The sequence below is a fragment of the Nocardia sp. NPDC004711 genome (genome assembly GCF_053601595.1).
In genome coordinates this window covers 1-19,023 of the sequence record NZ_JBSGCB010000052.1, presented here as the reverse complement: position 1 = coordinate 19,023, position 19,023 = coordinate 1, and the positions used below count along the sequence as shown (strand labels likewise).

Annotated in this window: 2 protein-coding genes; both read left to right on the top strand. The window is 70.9% G+C overall.

The annotated features are described in order from the left end of the window. The first annotated feature begins 350 nt into the window (after positions 1-350). A complete protein-coding gene (locus ACWEKS_RS37690; protein ID WP_452344521.1) occupies positions 351-11,705 on the top strand; it encodes an amino acid adenylation domain-containing protein in 11,355 nt (3,784 codons plus the stop codon). Next, the coding region (locus tag ACWEKS_RS37685) for an amino acid adenylation domain-containing protein (protein WP_452344520.1) at positions 11,705-19,023 on the top strand (7,319 nt) is incomplete at its 3' end. The genes ACWEKS_RS37690 and ACWEKS_RS37685, both read left to right, overlap by 1 nt.

Here is a 19,023-nt window from a genome sequence, read left to right as displayed (position 1 = left end):
CAACTTTTTTTCGGGAAAAAGTTCCTTTTTATTGTGTAAACGCCTAGTGTCCACATGCATGAACGGCATCCCTGTGATGCAGGTGACAGTTGGAGGAGATCGGCAGCAGGAAACCCAGGATGCGATGACCCGGAGGCGGTCGCATCCCGGCCGGTGGACCAGAAGTCCAGGCCGCTTCGAGCATTAGTTGGATCACGGCGCGGGCCCATCCGCGCATTCGTCGAATCACCCAGGGCGGTGCGGTTTTCCGCGACCTGGGCGGCGCGATACGTCGCACCGCCGCAGGTCCATTTCGTGATGCCCGAAAGCGGTCGGCGGCATAGCAATTCGCCATAGGAAGGGAGACTCTGGTGCAGGGTACGGAGTTGGGTGGTGTCGAGTCGTGCGACGTGTCGGGGTCGAACGAATCGAAGGGCCGGGGGGCCCCGTTCCCGCTCGGACCAGGGCAGGTGGGCGTCTGGTACGCCCAGCTCCTGGAGCCGGACGTGCCGATCAATATGGCGCAGTACGTTGATATCGAGGGCGACTGGGACCTGGACCTGCTGGCCCGGGTGGGCCGCGAGGGCGTCCCGATCTGGCGCACCTCCCAGCTGCGATTCGCCGAGATCGATGGCCGCCCGCACCAGTACTTCGACCTCGACGCGGACGCGGACCCGACTACCTTCCTGGACCTGCGCGCCGAGCCGGATCCCATTGCGGCGGCCCGGGAATGGATGCTCGCCGAAGTGGTTCGCCCGGTGGACGTCCTGACCGATGTGCTGTTCGCCCCCACCATCATTCGCATCGCCGACCGCCGCTGGTTCTGGTTCGTGCGTGCGCACCACATCGTGGGCGACGGCTACGCCGCCATGAACGTCATGCAGTGGTCGGCCAAGCGCTACACCGCGCTGTCCCGGGGCGAGCAGCCCCCGACGGTGAAAGTCGGTGCGCTGCAGGAGGTTGTGCAGTCCGAGCTGGAGTACCGCGACAGCACCCGCTTCCAGTCCGACCGCGAGCACTGGATCGAGCGCACCCGTCGCCTGGGCGGCACCACCACGCTCAACGCGCGTCCCGCGCCGCACGCCGCCCTCAACCGCCTGTTCGGCTCGGCGCTGCCCGAGGGCCTGCAGGAGCGCATGCACGAGGTCGGCGTCCAGCACGATTCCGGTCTGCCGGTGGTGCTGGTGGCGGCCTTCGCGGTGTACCTGTCCCGGATGACCGGCAAGGACGAGGTGGGCATCAGCCTGCCGGTGGCCGCGCGCACCACCGCCATGCTGCGCAATTCGGTGGGCATGCTGGCCAATATCGTGCCGATGCACATGTCGGTCCGAGCCGAGACCACCTGGGCCGAACTGCTGCACGCCACCCGCGTCGAGCTCTCCGGCGCACTGCGGCATCAGCGCTACCGGCAGGAGGACATCCACCGGGATGCCGAGCGCGAGGGCAATCCGCCGCTGCGCAGCCTGTTCGGTCCGGCGGTCAACATCATGTTGTTCCACAACCGGATCGAGTTCGGCGATGTCACCGCGCGGCTGCATCCGCTGTCGTCCGCGCCCATCGAGGACATGAACCTCAATGTCTTCTACGGCGACAACGACCGGGTGCACCTGAACATCGAAGTGAACCCGAACCTGTACAGCGACAGTGAGATTCGCGCCCACCACGCCCGCTTCCTGGATTTGCTGGAGCGACTGGTGGAACTGGATTCGGCGACGCCGCTCGCGGGTGTCGAGGTGGCCACCGCCGCGGAGCGCGAGACGGTGCTGCGGACCTGGAACAACACCGCGCATCCGGTGGCGGAGGCCACCCTGGTGTCGATGTTCGCGGCACAGGCCGCGCGGACGCCGCACGCGACCGCGCTGCGCTTCGCCGGCACCCCGGACCTGACCTATGCCGAATTCGCCGATCGGGTGAATCGTCTTGCGCGCTATCTGATCTCGCGTGGCATCGGCCCCGAGACGCGGGTCGCGCTGCATCTGCGCCGGTCCCCGGAACTGGTGATCGCCATGTACGCGGTGCAGGCCGCGGGTGGCGCCTACGTGCCGCTGGATCCGGATCATCCGGTCGAGCGCACCGGTCACATTCTCGCCAGCGCGCAGCCCGCGCTGGTGCTGGCGTCGACCCGGGATCTGCCCGACGCCGCCGTCGACGCGCTGAACCTGAACGAGCTGGAGCTGTCCGGCTTCTCGGGCGCGCCGCTGACCGACGCCGATCGCCTGGCTCCGCTGCGGCCCGCCAATGCCGCCTACGTCATCTTCACCTCGGGTTCGACCGGTCGCCCGAAGGGTGTGGCGGTCAGCCACGCCTCGGTGGTGAACCGCATGGTCTTCGGTCAGGAGACCTACGGCCTGACCCCGGACGATGTGGTGCTGCAGAAGACCCCCGCGACGTTCGACGTGTCGGTGTGGGAGTTCATGTGGCCGTTGCAGATCGGTGCGACGCTGGTGCTGGCGCAGCCGGACGGGCATCGGGATCCGGCCTACCTGCGGTCGGTGATCGCCGAGAACCGGGTCACCGTGACGCATTTCGTGCCCTCCATGCTGGAGGTGTTCGTGGCCGGGCTGGAGGCCGAGCCCGGTGTCGCCGATCGCGCGCTGTCCTCGCTGCGGATGGTCTTCACCTCGGGCGAGGCGCTGTCGGCCGCGACGGCGCATCGGCTGCGCACGCTCTCGGGCGCGGCGCTGCACAATCTCTACGGCCCCACCGAAGCTGCGGTCGAGGTCACCTTCCATGAGGTGACGGCCGCGGACACCGAATTCGTGCCGATCGGCGCGCCGGTGTTCAACACCCGGCTGTACGTGCTCGACGCACGACTGCGGCCGGTTCCCGTGGGCGCCCCGGGCGAGCTGTATCTGTCGGGGGTTCAGCTCGCCCGGGGTTACCTGGCGCAACCCGGTCTCACCGCGGGACGCTTCGTCGCGGACCCGTACAGCGCGGAGGCCGGTGGCCGGCTGTACCGCACCGGCGATCTGGTGCGGTGGACCGAGAGCGGCGAGCTGGAGTACCTGGGCCGCACCGACTTCCAGGTGAAGCTGCGTGGTCTGCGCATCGAGCTCGGCGAGATCGAGACGGTGCTGGGTGAGCTGCCCGAGGTCGCCCGCGCCGTGGTGATCGTGCGCGACGACCAGTTGGTCGCCTACGTGGTGCCCAGCGCCGAGCTGGACGAGACCCGGCTCAAGGCCGCGGCCATGCGGGCGCTGCCCGCGTATATGGTGCCCACCGCCTACGTGCTCATGGACGAACTGCCGGTCAACACCTCCGGCAAGCTGGATCGGGCCGCATTGCCCGAGCCGGTGCGGGTGGCCCACCGCTACGAGGCGCCGCGCTCGGTGGTCGAGCAGACGGTGGCGCGGGTACTGGGCGAGACGCTCGGCATCGAACAGGTGGGCCGCACCGATGATTTCTTCGCGCTCGGCGGCAACAGCCTGATCGCGACCCAGGTGGCGGCGCGTCTCAATGACGAGCTGGGCTGCCGGCTGACCCTGCGCGAGCTGTTCACCGCGACCAGCGTCGCCGAGCTGGCCGCGGTCATCGACGCCCAATTCCTGGACGAGGACGCCGATTCCGCGGCGGCGCGACCGGTGGCGCTGGGCGCGAACCGTCCGGTCCTGGTCCCGCTGTCCCCGGCCCAGCAGCGCATCTGGTTCCTCAATCGCTTCGACGTCACCGCCGCGAACTACAACATGCCGTTCGTGGTGCGGCTGCGCGGTGAGTCCGCGGATCTGCCGACGCTGCGCGCCGCGGTGACCGATGTGCTGACCCGGCACGAGGCGCTGCGCACGGTCTTCCCGGTGACCGAGGACGGTTCGGCCTACCAGCGGGTGATCCCGGTGGCCGAGCTGGATGTCCAGGTGACCCACGAGACGGTTGCCGACGAGGCCGAACTCACCGCGCGCCTGGCGGCCATCGCCGCGCGCGGCTTCGACCTCGTTGACGAGATCCCTTTCCGTGCGCAGGTTTTCACCGCCGGTGTGCAGGACGAGTACGCCCTGGTCATGGTGCTGCACCACATCGCCGCGGACGGTCTGTCGCTGCCGGTGCTGGCGCGCGACCTGATGCGGGCCTACACCGAGCGGCTGGCCGGCGGCGCGCCGACCTGGTCGGAGCTGCCGGTGCAGTACGCCGATTACACGGTGTGGCAACGCGATCGCCTGGGTGCGGTCGAAGATCCGGCCTCGCTGCTTGCCGGTCAGCTGGAGTTCTGGCGGCGGACCCTGGCCGGTGCGCCGGATCTGCTGGAGCTGGCGGGCGACCGTCCGCGTCCGGCGGTGGCCAGCGGCCGCGGCGGCAAGCGGGTCTTCGACTGGCCCGCCGAACTGCACGTCCGAGTCACCGAAACCGCTCGGGCCGAAGGTGTTTCGACATTCATGCTGGTACACGCCACCATGGCCCTGCTGCTGTCGCGGATGTCCGGTGAATCGGACATCGTCATCGGCACCCCGGTGGGTGGCCGCGGTCTGCGTGAACTCGACGACCTGATCGGCATGTTCGTCAATACCGTGCCGCTGCGCACCGAGATCGACGAAGCGGCGAGCTTCCGGGACTTCCTGCACCGGGTGCGCGAGGTCGACCTGGCCGCCTTCGCGCACGCGGACGCGCCGTTCGAGACCCTGGTCGAATCGCTGAATCCGCCACGCTCGCAGGCCCGCCATCCGCTGTTCCAAGTCTTGTTGTCGTTCGCCGCCCCCGGACCGACCGGTGTCGAACTGCCTGGATTACTTGCCACGACGGGTACCCTGGAAACCGGAGTGACCAAGTTCGACCTCTCGGTCGTGGTCACCGAAAGCTTCGTCGGTGCCGGTCCTGGGGAAGGTCCGGCACCGGCGGGGATTACCGCCGAGTTCGAGTTCGCGGCGGATCTGTTCGACCCCACCACCATTGACGCCCTTTCCGACCGTTTCGTGCGCTTGCTGACCGCGGTCACCGCGGATCCGGCCGCCGGGTTGGACGCGATCTCGGTCCTCTCCGAGCATGAATACGCCAATCTGACCACGCGTTCCGGCGGCCCGGCCCCGACCGGCGTGACCCTGCCGGGCATGCTGGCGGCCGCGGTGGCCACCCGCCCGGATGTGATCGCGGTGGTCGACGGTGCGCGCGAGCTGACCTATGGAGAGTTGGACGCCGCCTCGAATCGGGTGGCGCGCATGCTGATCGAGCGCGGCGTGGGTCCGGAGGACCTGGTAGCCATCGGGATGCCGCGCACGCTGGAGACGGTGCTGGCGATCTGGTCGGTCATCAAGACGGGCGCGGGCTGGATGCCCCTGGATCCCGCCTACCCGGCCGACCGGATGGAGTACATGGTGGCGGACTCGGGGGCTGTGGTCGGTCTGACCATCGCCTCCGTCCGCGCCGGACTGCCGGATTCGCTGTCCTGGTTGCTGCTCGACGATTTCGCGACGCCGTCGGGCGAGGCCGTGGACGCGGTGACGCTGCTGCGTCCGGTGCACCCCGGCAACCTCGCGTACACCATCTACACCTCGGGTTCGACCGGTCGGCCCAAGGGCGTGCTGCTCGCGCACAAGGGTGTCTGGGCGCTCGCGGCCGAGCAGACCCGCAACTACTTCGCCGAGCCGGACGCGCGCGTGTTGCAGGTCGCTTCGCCGTCGTTCGACATCTCGGTGGCGGAGCTGCTGCTCGCCGCGAACTCGGGTGCGACCCTGGTGGTCGCGCCGCCCGAGGCGTCGGTCGGTCCCGAACTGGCCGCGGTGATCCGGTCGCACCGGGTCACGCACATCATCATCACCCCGTCCGCGCTGGGCACCATCGACCCGGCCGAGGTGCCGGACGTGCGCGTGGTGGTGGTCGGCGGCGAGGCCTGTCCGCCGGAGCTGTTGCGGCGCTGGGCCGGTGCCGATCGCGTCTTCGTCGACGCCTACGGCCCGACCGAGACCACCATCATCGTGAACGCCAGCGCGCCGCTGCCGGCCCAGGGCCCGGTCTCCATCGGCGGCCCGATGTCGGGCGTGCGGGAGTGGGTGCTCGACGAGCGGCTGCGCCCGGTCCCGATCGGCGTGCCGGGCGAGCTGTACGTGGGTGGTGACCAGCTGGCGCGCGGCTATCGCGGGCGGCCCGGCCTCACCGCCGACCGCTTCGTGGCCTGCCCCTGGATCCCGGGTGAACGCATGTATCGCACCGGCGATCTGGTCCGCTGGGGCGCGGCCGGTGACGTGCAGTATCTGGGGCGCAACGACTTCCAGGTGAAGCTGCGCGGGTTCCGCATCGAGCTCGGCGAGATCGAGGCCGCGCTGACCGAGCTGCCCGGCGTGCGCCAGTCGGTGGTGCTGCTGCACACCGACCCGGCCCGCGGTGAGCAGCTGGTCGCCTACCTGGTGTCGCAGGGCGAGCCGCTGGATCCGGCGGCGGTCCGCGCGGGCCTGGCGGGCCGGCTGGCCTCGTACATGGTGCCCGCCGCTTTCGTGGTGCTCGACGAGTTCCCGGTCACCGCCAACGGCAAGCTGGACCGAAACGCCCTGCCCGCACCGGAGTTCGAGTCGGCCGGCTACCGGCGGCCGAGCACCATGGCCGAGGAGGTGGTGGCGGGGGTCTTCGCCGAACTGCTCGGGGTGGAACGGGTCGGGGCCGACGACGACTTCTTCGCGCTCGGCGGCAGTTCGCTGCTGGCGACCAAGGCGGCGGCGCGCGTCGGTGCCCTGCTGAACGCGACGGTCGGGGTGCGCCTGCTGTTCGAGGACCCGACCGTGGCCGGGCTGGCCGCGCGTGTGCTCGCGGGTACCGGCGAGACCCGGCGTCCCGCGCTGGTGGCGGGGGTGCGGCCGGACTCGCTGCCGCTCTCGCCCGCTCAGCGGCGCATGTGGTTCATCAACCGCTTCGACCGCGAGTCCACCGCCTACAACCTGCCGGTGGCGCTGCGGCTCTCGGGCGAGCTGGACGCGTCCGGGCTCTCCGACGCACTGGGCGACGTGCTGGACCGGCACGAGGCGCTGCGCACCGTCTACCCCGAGACCGCCGACGGCCCGGCCCAGGTGATCCTGCCGGTGGCGCAGGCATATGCCGGCCTGAAGGCGATCGAGGTCACCGAATCCGAACTGGCCGTGCGGATTCCGGAAATTCTGAACACCGTCTTCGACGTGACCGTCGAGGTGCCGGTCCGGGTGGAGCTGCTGCGCCTGGTGGACGCCGCGGGCGAGTTCACCGGCGAACACGTGCTCGCCGGTGTGCTGCACCATATTTCGGCCGACGGATCCTCGGTGGTCCCGTTCGTCCGGGATCTGATGGTGGCCTATGACGCCCGGCGCGCGGGCGCCGCCCCGGCGTGGGCTCCGCTGAGCGTGCAGTACGCGGACTACGCGCTGTGGCAGCACGCGCTGCTCGGCTCCGATGACGACGCGACCTCGGTGGCGGCGGCGCAACTCGGGTACTGGCGCGAGACCCTTGCCGGGCTGCCCGACCAGCTGGACCTGCCCACCGACTTTCCGCGTCCGGCACGCCAGAGCCTGCGCGGCCGCCAGCTGAAGCTGAGCCTGGACGCCGAATTGCACGCCGGGCTCACCGAATTGGGCCGCGCCCAGGGCGCGACCCTGTTCATGGTGGTGCACGCGGCCTACAGTGCGCTGCTGTCGCGCCTGTCCGGCGTGGCCGACCTCGCGGTGGGCACCCCGATCGCGGGTCGCGGCGACAGCGGTCTCGACGACGTGATCGGCATGTTCGTCAATACGCTGGCGCTGCGCACCCGGGTGGATTCCGGCGCGCCGTTCACCGAGCTGCTGGGCCGGGTGCGGGCCGGTGACATCGCGGCCTTCTCGCACGCCGACGTGCCCTTCGAGCGCCTGGTCGAGGTGCTGAACCCGGTGCGTTCGCAGGCCCGGCACCCGCTGTTCCAGGTGGGCCTGTCCTTCCAGAACTTCGAGCAGGCCGAGCTGGTGCTGCCCGAGCTGACGGTGTCGGTGGTCGAATTCGACACCCACATAGCGCAATTCGACCTGCACCTGTACGCCTGGGACCGCTACCTCGACTCCGGCGCGCCCGCGGGACTGGACCTGGCCCTCACCTACGCCACCGATCTGTTCACCGAGGCCACCGCCCGCGAGTTCCTGGCGGCCCTGACCCGGGTGCTGGAAGCCGTTGCGGCGAAACCGGATCGGGTGATCGGCGATATCGATCTGCTGGGTCCGGAGCTGCGGCAGCGGATGCTGGTGGACTGGAACGCCACCGCCCACCCGGTCGCCCTCGGCACGCTGGTGGACCTGGTCGACGCGCAGGTTGCGCGCGATCCCGGCGCGGTGGCACTGCTGGACGCGCACACCGGGATCGAGCTCGGCTATGCCGAATTCGACGCCCGGGTCAATCGCCTGGCGCGGCGGCTCATCGCCGCGGGCGTCGGCCCGGAGACCGGCGTGGTGCTGGCCATGCGGCGCGGTATCGAGCTGGTGGCGGCCATGTACGCGGTGGTCAAGGCGGGCGGCGCGTACGTGCCGGTCGACCCGGACCACCCGGCCGACCGCATCGCCTACATCGTCGAGACCGTCGCTCCCGCAGCGGTTCTCACCACGGCCGCCGATGGTGTGTCCTTCGCGACCGAGGTGCCGGTGCTGGAGATCGATCGACTCGACCTGGACGGCTTCTCGGCCGCGCCGATCACCGACGCCGAGCGGGTGCGCCCGCTGCGCCCGCAGCACCCGGCCTACGTCATCTTCACCTCCGGCTCCACCGGACGGCCGAAGGGTGTGACGGTCGCGCACGCCGCAATCGTCAACCAGTTGCACTGGCTACGAGCCACTTTCGAGCTGGGCGCGGGTGACCGCGCCCTGCTGAAGACGCCCGCCACCTTCGACCTGTCGGTGTGGGAGTTCTGGTCGCCGCTGACCAGCGGCGGCAGCCTGGTGGTGACCTCCGCCGGTGACGAGCGCGACCCGGATCGGCTGCGCGCCATCATCGCGAACCGCGGTGTGACGGTGCTGCACCCGGTGCCGTCGCTGCTGGGCATGCTGCTCACCGGCGGCGACGTGCCCGCCTCGGTGCGGACAGTGCTGGCCATCGGCGAGGCGCTGCCCGCCGCCACGGCCGCCGAGTTCCTGGAGCGGAGTGCCGGTGGCGCAAGGCTTTTCAACCTCTACGGCCCCACCGAGGCCGCGGTGTCCGTCACCGCGTTCGAGGTGCGGGAGCGGCACCGGCTGGCCGTGCCGATCGGCGCGCCCGCCTGGAACAGCCGGGTGTATGTGCTCGACGGCCGCCTGTCGCCGGTCCCGGTCGGCGTGCCCGGCGAGCTGTACCTGTCCGGCGACCAGCTGGCGCGTGGCTACCACGGCCGGGCGGCACTGACCGCCGATCGCTTCGTGGCCGACCCGTTCTCGCCCGGCCGCATGTACCGCACCGGCGATATCGTGCGCTGGCTGGCGGACGGCACCCTGGAATACGTCGAGCGCGCCGACTTCCAGGTCAAGATCGGCGGCTTCCGCATCGAGCTCGGTGAGGTCGAGACCGCCCTGCGGCGGCAGCCCGGCGTGACCGCCGCGGTGGCCGTGGCGCACACCGCCGCCGACGCGGGCGCCCGGCTGGTGGCCTACGCCGCCGTACCGGACGCCGACCTCGATCGCCGCGCCGAGATCGCCGCGACCCTGCGATCGGCGCTGGCCGTGGAGCTGCCCACGTACATGGTCCCGGCGACGATCACCGTGCTGGATGCCCTGCCGCTCAATGCCAACGGCAAGGTCGATCGCGCGCTGCTGCCCGCGCCGGTGTTCACCGCCGCCGAGTACCGCGCGCCGGTCACCGAGCTCGAGCTCGCCGTTGCGGAGGGCTTCGCCCAGGTAGTCGGACTCGCCGAGACCGGGACCGTCGGACTGGACACCGATTTCTTCGCCCTGGGCGGCAATTCGCTCATGGCGACGCGGCTGGCCGCGAGGCTTGGCTCGGACCGGGGCCTGCGGGTCCCGGTGGCCGCGATCTTCGAGGCCCCGACGGTGGGCGAGCTGGCGCGCTGGCTGGACACCGCGGATCCGGCCGAGTTCCGGCCCGCCCTGGTCCGCCGGACCGACACCGGTCCGGCCCCGGTTTCGCTGGCCCAGCAGCGCATGTGGGTGCTCAACCGGCTGCATCCGGAGTCGGGGGCCTACAACGTCCCCGCCGCTATCCGCCTCACCGGTGATCTGGACGTGCCCGCGCTCAACGCCGCGCTGCGGGATGTGCTGGAGCGCCACGAGATCCTGCGCACCAGCTACCCGGAGAAGAACGGCGAGCCGGTGCAGCTGGTGTTCGGTCCCGACGAGCTCGACGCCGGTTTCTCCCCGATCGCTGTATCGCAGAGCGAGATTCACGATCGGGTGGCCGAGGTGGTGGCCGGCGGCTTCGACGTCACCGCCGCCCCGCCGGTGCGGATGCGGCTGTTCCGGCTGACCCCGCACGAGCACGTGCTGGTCGTGGTGGTGCACCACATCAGCGCCGACGGCTACTCGGTGGTCCCGCTGACCCGGGACCTGGTGCTGGCCTACACTTCCCGGGCCGCGAACCAGGCACCCGGCTGGTTGCCGCTCGAGGTGCAGTACGGCGATTTCGCGGCCTGGCAGCGCGAGCTGCTCGGCTCGGACACCGTGGCGGAGAGCCTGATATCGCGTCAGCTCCGCTTCTGGGTCGACGAATTGTCCTCCGCGCCCGAGCAATTGACGCTGCCCACCGATCGGCCGCGACCGGCCCGCCGCGATATGCAGGGCGCGACGGTCGAATTCGAGGTGGACCAGGACACCACCGAGCGCCTGAGCAGGCTGGGCCGCGAACACGGGGCCACCCTGTTCGGAGTCGTGCACGCCGCTTTCACGGTGCTGCTGGCCAAACTGTCCGGCCAGCGCGACATCTCGGTCGGCGTCCCGGTCGCGGGTCGCGGGGAACGGGCCTTGGACGACCTGATCGGCATGTTCGTCAATACCGTGGTGCTGCGCACCGAGGTGGACGGCAAGCTGTCCTTCCAGGAGCTGCTGCGCCAGGTGCGCGACCGCGATCTGGCGGCCTTCGCCCACGCCGAGGTGCCCTTCGAACGGGTGGTGGAGGCGGTCTCTGCCGCCACCGGCCGCGCGCGTTCGGCCGCGGTGACCCCGCTGTTCCAGGTCATGTTCGCCTTCCAGAACATCGCGGCGGGCGCGGTGGAGTTGCCGGGCCTGGTGGTCGAGGCGCTGGAGGCGGATCTCGCGGAGGCCAAGTTCGACCTCCAGCTCACCGTGGTCGAGCGCCGCGACGACGGCGGCCGGGTCACCGGCCTGAGCATGCGATTCGGTTACGCCACCGATATTTTCGGGGAACACACCGTGCGGCTGCTGGCGCAGCGGCTGCTGCTGGTCCTGCGCGCCGTGGTCGCGGACGCGACCGCCCAGGTGCGCACCATCGACATTCGTGTCGATGCCGAGCGGATCGGTCGCGCGGGTGCGACCGCGACCGGATCCGCCTTGCCCGAGGGAGATTCGGCCGGGCATGCCCCGGCCGACCTGCCCACCCTGATCGCCGCCGCGGCCGTGATCGCCCCCGAGGCGGTCGCGTTCGAGCACGGCGATCGCACCGTCACCTACCGGGCCTTCGCCGACAAGATCGGCGCCACGGCCCGGGCGATGGGCGCCGCCGCCAAACCGGAAGCCCTGGTGAACGTCGCACTGGCCGGATTGGTGCCCGGCATCCTGACCGCCCTCGGCGGGGCCGGTCTCGGACACGTTCTGAGCACGCTGGCCGACCAGACGCAGACCCTGGTCCGGAGCTCGGAAAGCTCGTCGGAAGGAATCCTCTGATGCACTATGCGGAGTCGATCGCTATCAGCCGGACCGGCCGCTTCGCGGTCCTGCGCCGAGCCTATGGCGTCGGCGATCTACCGAACCTCATAGCGGTCGTGGCCGAGCTGGACCCCGAGCGCGTGGCCCTGCGGTACGCCGGCGACACCGTCGCCTATGGCGCGCTGGCCGCCGAGTTGGCCGTGCTGACCGAGGCCATGGGCGGTGCCCTGGAACCGGAGGCGCTGATCCAGGTCGTGGTGTCCGGGCAGCTGCCCGCGCTCATGGACGGTCCGGCGGGCGAGCTGACCGCGGTGCTGGAGGCGCTCACCGATGACGCCGTCGTCGCCGCTTCCGAGGTGCTGGAACCGAATCTGGCCCCGGTCGAGACGCTGACCACGCAGTTTCGCCAGCAGGCTCGGCTCACTCCGGACGCGGTCGCCCTGGAGTTCAGGGGCGAGCGGCTGACCTACGCGCAGTTCGCGGCGCGGATCACGGTGCTGGCGCGGCACCTGCGCGACCTGGGCGTGGGCCCGGACGTGCTGGTGGCCATCGCGGCCCGGCGTTCCTTCGAAATGCTGGTCGGCATGTACGCGATCCTGGAGGCGGGCGGCGCGTACCTGCCCATCGACCCGGATCACCCGTCCGATCGCATCAGCTACGTGCTCGAGGTGTCCGCGCCCGCGCTGCTGCTCACCACCACCGCCGACCAGCCCGATTTCGACGGCGGCGTGCCGGTGCTGCGGATCGACGAATTCGAGGCCACTGCACGGGAATTGGCCGCCGACCCGGCCCGGGTGCCATCCCCGGCCGACGACCCGCGGCTGGCGCAGCCGGGCAATGACAACCTCGCCTGCCTGCTGTTCACCTCCGGCTCCACCGGCCGCCCCAAGGGTGTGGCCATCACGCACCAGGCGATCCAGTCGGTGTTCCACTGGCAGCAGCGGCTGATGACGTTGTCATCCACGGACATCATGCTGTTCAAGACTCCCTTCACCTTCGACGTCTCGATGTGGGAGATCTTCCTGCCCCTGCAGAACGGCGCCCGGCTGGTGATCGCGGAGCCCGAGGGCCACCGCGACACCGACTATCTGCTCCGCACCATGCGCGACGCGCAGATCACCGCGGCCTTCTTCGTGCCGTCCATGCTGTCGGTGCTCATCGCCGCGGCCGAGGCCGATCCCGACGGGCTCAGCGATTCGCTGCGCTTCATCATCGCCGGCGGCGAGGCCCTGCCCGCCGCCACCGCCGCTGGCTTCCGCAGCGTCAACGGCGCGACCCTGTACAACATCTACGGTCCGACCGAGGCCGTCATCATGGTCACCACCCACGAGGTGACCGCCGCGGACGTCGATTCGGTGCCGCTGGGCATGCCCGGAGACGATGTCGAACTGCTGGTGCTCGACGAGGATCTGCGCCCGGTGCCGCCGGGTGTCGTGGGTGAGCTCTATCTGGGCGGAAGTCAGTTGGCCCGAGGCTACTTCAACCGTCCGGGGTTGACCGCGGAACGGTTCGTGGCCAATCCGGAGGGGCCGGCCGGCGATCGCATGTACCGCACCGGTGACCTGGTGCGCTGGGTGGCCGGGATCGATGGCGGTCCCACCGAACTGGAGTACCTGGGCCGCAGTGACTTCCAGGTCAAGCTACGTGGCCAGCGCATCGAGCTCGGGGAAGTGGAGGCCGCGCTGCTGCGCGACGAGACCGTCGCGCAGGCGGTCGTCGTGCTGCATACCCGGGCGACCGGTGAGCAGGCGCTGGTCGGCTATGTGGTGCCCGCCCGCGGTACCGAGATCGATGCCACCGCGGTGCTTTCCGCCGCCCACGCGCATGTGCCCGGCTATATGGTGCCCTCGCTGCTGGTGTCGCTGCCGGAGATGCCGGTGAGCGCGCACGGCAAGCTGGATCGGCGGGCACTGCCCGAACCGGTGTACGCGGACCAGGCCGCCGGCTACCGCGAGCCCACGACGCCCGCCGAGCGGGCGGTGGCGGTGGCCTTCGCCGACCTGCTCGGTGTCGAGCGGATCGGCGCCGACGACGACTTCTTCATGCTGGGCGGCAATTCCCTGGTCGCCACCCGCGCCATCGCCCGGATCCGCGAATCGCTGGGCGTCGTCGTGGACGTGCGTGACTTCTTCGACCGGCCCACCGTGGCGGCGCTCGCCGCGCTGGCCGAGAATGCCACTGCCGGTGCGGGTTCCGTGCCGGTGCTGGCGTCCGGCGGGCGGCCCGAGGCGCTGCCGCTGTCGCCCGCGCAGCAGCGCATGTGGTTCCTCAACCAGTTGGCGCAGGACGGATCGGGCACGGCCGATTTCGATCCTGCCGCCGTGGACAATGTGGTCGCGGCCCTGCGCCTGCGCGGCACCCTCGATGTCACCGCTCTGCGTGCGGCGGTCGCCGACCTGGTCGACCGGCACGAGATTCTGCGCACCCACTACCCGCAGACCGCCGGCGGCCCGGTTCAGATGATCGGCGCGGCAGGGGAATCCGGCCTCGCCGAGCTGGATCTCACCCCGGTCGAGACGGACGAGCGAGAGCTGTTGCGGGCCGTGATCGCCGCGGCCGCACGCGGTTTCGACGTCGCCGCACGAGTCCCGCTGCGGCTGCGGCTGCTGCGCCTGGGCGCGGACGACCACGCCCTGGTGCTGGTGGTGCACCACATCGCGGCCGACGGGTTCTCACTGGGCCCGCTGGTGCGCGACCTGGTGGTCGCCTACGCGGCGCGCGAGGCCGGGATGCTGCCCGGCTGGCAGCCGCTGGCGGTGCAGTACGCCGACTACGCGCTGTGGCAGCGCGCGGTGCTGGGCGACGAGGCGGACCCGGAGTCCACCGCGGCCCGCGAGATCGCCTTCTGGACCGCCGAACTCGCCGAGCTCCCGGCGCAGCTGGACCTGCCCGCCGACCGGCCCCGCCCGGCGGTGTCGAGCTACCGCGGCGCGACCTACCGGACCTCGATCCCGGCCGAGCTGCGCGCCGCCGTCGAGGCGGTGGCCGCGAGCCGCCAGGCCACGCCGTTCATGGTGCTGCACGCCGCCCTGGCCGCGCTGCTGTCGCGGCTGTCCGCCACCACCGACATCGCCATCGGCACCCCGGTCGCCGGGCGCGGTGAGGCCGCTCTCGACGATCTGATCGGCATGTTCGTCAACACCCTGGTGCTGCGCACCGAGGTGCGCGGCGACCGGTCCTTCGCCGAGCTGGTGGACCACGCCCGCGATCACGACCTGCGCGCCTTCGCCCACCGCGAGGTGCCCTTCGAGCGCCTGGTGGAGGTGCTCAACCCGGTGCGCGCCCGCAACCGGCACCCGCTGTTCCAGGTGGCGCTGTTCATGCAGAACCAGGGCATTCCGGCGCTCGCGCTGCCGGGCATGTCCGCCGAGCTGGTCGAATTCGACCAGGCCGTCGCCAAATTCGATCTGAACCTCGAAGTCACCGACGAGGATGCGGGCTACCGGGTCGACTTCACCTATGCCACCGACCTCTTCGACGAGGGCACGGTCGCGGAGTTCGCCGCCAAGTTCCTGCGCCTGCTGAGCGCGGCTACCGCGGACGCCGAACGCGCCGTCGGCGATATCGAGCTGCTGGACGCCGGTGAGCTCGATTATGTGCTGGGCAGCTGGAACGCCACCGGCGCGAAGGTCACCGACACCCTGCTGCACGCCGGTTTCGACGCCCAGGCGCAGCGCACCCCGGCCGCCGTCGCCCTGGTCTCCGGTGACGAAACCCTCACCTACGCCGAGCTTTCCGAGCGCGCCAACCGCCTGGCCCGCCGGCTCATCGCGGCGGGCGTGGGCCCGGAGTCGCTGGTGGTGCTGGCCATGGCGCGCTCGGTCGAGCTGGTGGTGGCCATGTATGCCGTGCTGCGCGCCGGGGCCGCCTACGTGCCGATCGATCCGAGCCATCCGGCCGAGCGCATCGCCACCGTGCTGGACACCGCACGCCCGGCGCTGGTGCTCACCACCGCCGTCGACGCCTTCCACACCGACGCCGCCCCGGTGCTGCGCGTGGACGAGGCCGACCTGTCCGGCTTCGCGGCGGGCAAGATCGGCGACCGCGAGCGCCGCGCCCCAGTCCACCCCGAGCACCCGGCCTACGTGCTGTTCACCTCCGGCTCCACCGGCACCCCCAAGGGCGTGGCCGTGAGCCACCGCGCCATCGCCAACCAGATGGCCTGGATGCAGTCCGAATACGGCATCAGCCGGTCGGATGTCTACCTGCAGAAGACGCCCAGCACCTTCGACGTCTCGCTGTGGGGCTACTTCCTGCCGCTGCGGGTCGGCGCGACGCTGGTGCTGGCCACCCCGGACGGCCACCGCGACGCCCGCTACCTGGCGGAAACCATTGCCGCGCGGGGCGTCACGCTGACCGACTTCGTGCCCTCGATGCTGTCGGTATTCGCCGCGCACGCCGAGCCGGGCGAATTGGATTCGCTGCGTGACGTTTTCGTCGCCGGCGAGGCGTTCCCGGCCGAGACCGTCACGGCCTTCCGGGCCGTCTCCGACGCGACCCTGCACAACCTCTACGGCCCGACCGAGGCCGCCATCACCGTCACCTACCGCGAGGCCGACGAGTTCGCCCCCGCGGTGCCCATGGGCGAGCCCGAGTGGAACACCCAGGTCTACGTGCTGGACGCGCGGCTGCGCCCGGCGCCGATCGGGGTGCCCGGCGAGTTGTACCTGGCCGGTGTGCAATTGGCGCGCGGTTACTACGATCGCGCCGACCTCACCTCGGATCGCTTCGTGGCCAACCCCTTCGGCGATCCGGGCGCGCGCATGTACCGCACCGGCGACCTGGTGAAGTGGACCCGTGACGGCGAACTGGCCTACCTGGGCCGCATCGACTTCCAGATCAAGTTCCGCGGTCAGCGCATCGAACTCGCCGATATCGAGAGCGCGCTGCTCACCGCGCCGGAGGTGGCGCAGGCCGCCGTCCGGCTGATCACCGCCGACACCGGCGACTACCTGGCCGGATACGTGATCGCCGCGGAGGAAGCGGAGATCGGCACCGAGGCGCTGCGGGAGCGGCTGACCGCGCTGCTGCCGCCTTACATGGTGCCGACCGCCGTCGTGGAGCTCACCGAGTTTCCGCTGGGCAGCAGCGGCAAGCTGAACCGCGCGGCCCTGCCCGTTCCGACCCTGGCCGCCAAGCGCTTCCGCGCCCCGGTGGACGCCGCGCAGCGGGTGGTGGCCCGCGTCTTCGCCGAGGTGCTCGGCCTCGACCGGGTCGGTCTGGATGACGACTTCTTCACCCTCGGCGGCAGCTCGCTGCTGGCCACCCAGGTTGCCGCCCGCACCGGCGCGGAACTCGGCGTGCGGGTGCCGGTCGGGATGCTGTTCGAGGCCGGGTCGGTGGCCGGGTTCGCCGCCGCCGTGAGCCGGTTGTCCAGCACCGCACCGCGTCCCGCGCTGACCGCTCGGGTGCGGCCCGAGCGGATTCCGCTCTCGCCCGCGCAGCAGCGGCTGTGGTTCCTCAACCGGCTCGAGAACGAGCTGGACGCCCCCAGCCTCTACAACCTCCCGCTGGTGCTGCGGCTGTCCGGCCGCCTCGACGCGGTCGCCCTGGAGACGGCCGTCATGGATGTGCTGGCGCGCCACGAATCGCTGCGCACCCAGTACCCCGAGGACGAGACCGGCCCCTACCAGCAGGTCCTGGACGCCGCGGATATCGGGCTCACTCTGGCCCCGGTCCCGGTGTGGCAGGACGAGGTGACGGCCGCTGTCACCGCCATCGCGCAGGCCGGCTTCGACGTCACCCGCGAATTGCCTTCGCGCATCGCGCTGCTCGTGGTCGATCGCGGCCCCGACGCCCCCTCGAACGCCGACGAGCACATCCTGGTCGTGGTGGTGCACCATATCGCCGGTGACGCCTTGTCACTGCGTCCGTTGATCACCGACCTGATGTCGGCCTACCACGCCCGGCTGGCCGGCGTCGCCCCCGAGTGGGAGCCGCTGCCGGTCCAGTACGCCGATTACAGCCTGTGGCAGCGCGAGGTCCTCGGATCCACCCGAACGCCCGGCGATCTCGGACATCAGCAGCTGGAGTTCTGGCGCGACGCGCTGGCCGCGGCCCCCGCCCAGCTGCCGCTGCCGGTCGACCGCCCCCGTCCCGCGCAGCCGCGCAACACCGGCGGCACAGTCGATTTCAGCATTCCCGCCGAGGTGGCCACCGGCCTGCGCGAGCTGGCCCGAGCGCAGGGCGTGACCCTGTTCATGGTGGTGCACGCGGCCTTCGCCGCCACCCTGGCCAGGCTGACCGGCTCCTCGGACATCGTGATCGGCACGCCCGTCGGCGGGCGCGGCGACCGCGAATTGGACGGCCTCATCGGCATGTTCGTGAACACCCTGGCGTTGCGCACCACGGTGGCGGCGGCGGATTCGTTCACCGAGGTGCTGGCCGGGGTGCGGGACGCCGACCTGGCGGCCTTCGCCAATGCCGAACTGCCCTTCGAGCAGATCGTGGATGAGCTCGTCACCGATCGCACCACCGGTGCGCATCCGCTGTTCCAGACCATGCTGAGCTTCGGCGGCGGCGAGGGCCGGTTGGCGGACCTGCGCCTGCCGGGACTCACCGTGAGCCCGGTGCCGCTCACCGACCCGACCGCCAAGTTCGATCTGCACCTGGTGGTCGACGACGACGGGCAGGGCGCGCTCGACGGCGTACTGCGCTACGCCGATGAGCTTTTCGACGGCGAGACCGCCGCCGCGATCGCGGTCCGCTGGGACCGCATGCTGCGCGCGGTGGCAGCTGATCCCTCGGTGCCCGTAGGCGATATCGACCTGCTCGACGCGGAGGAGCGAAGCGCGGTCGTCGAGATCTGGGTGGCGTCGGGCGAGCCCGCCGCCGACTCGGAGGCGACGCTGTCGAGCCTGTTCGACGCCGCCGTGGCGGAGAATGCTGAGCGGGTCGCGGTGCGCTCCGGTGACGAGGAGCTCACCTACGGTGAGCTGGATCGGCGCGCGAATGTGCTGGCGCGCAGGCTGATCAGTGCGGGCGCGGGTCCGGAGTCGTTGGTGGCGGTGCTTTTGCCCCGTTCGGCGGACCTGGTGGTGGCGTTGCTCGCGGTAGTCAAGACCGGTGCGGGCTACGTGCCGATCGATCCGACCTATCCGGCCGACCGCATCGCCTACGTGCTCTCGGACGCGAAGCCGACCGGCGTGCTGACCGATACGGCCATCGAAGTCGAACTGCCGGAGGCACTTCCGGTCGTCCTGATCGGGGACGCCGCCGCGCAGACCACCGTGTCCGATGCCCCGGTCACCGATTCCGACCGCCGGGCGGCGTTGCGTCCGGACCATGTCGCCTATGTCATCTATACCTCCGGTTCCACGGGCCGCCCGAAGGGTGT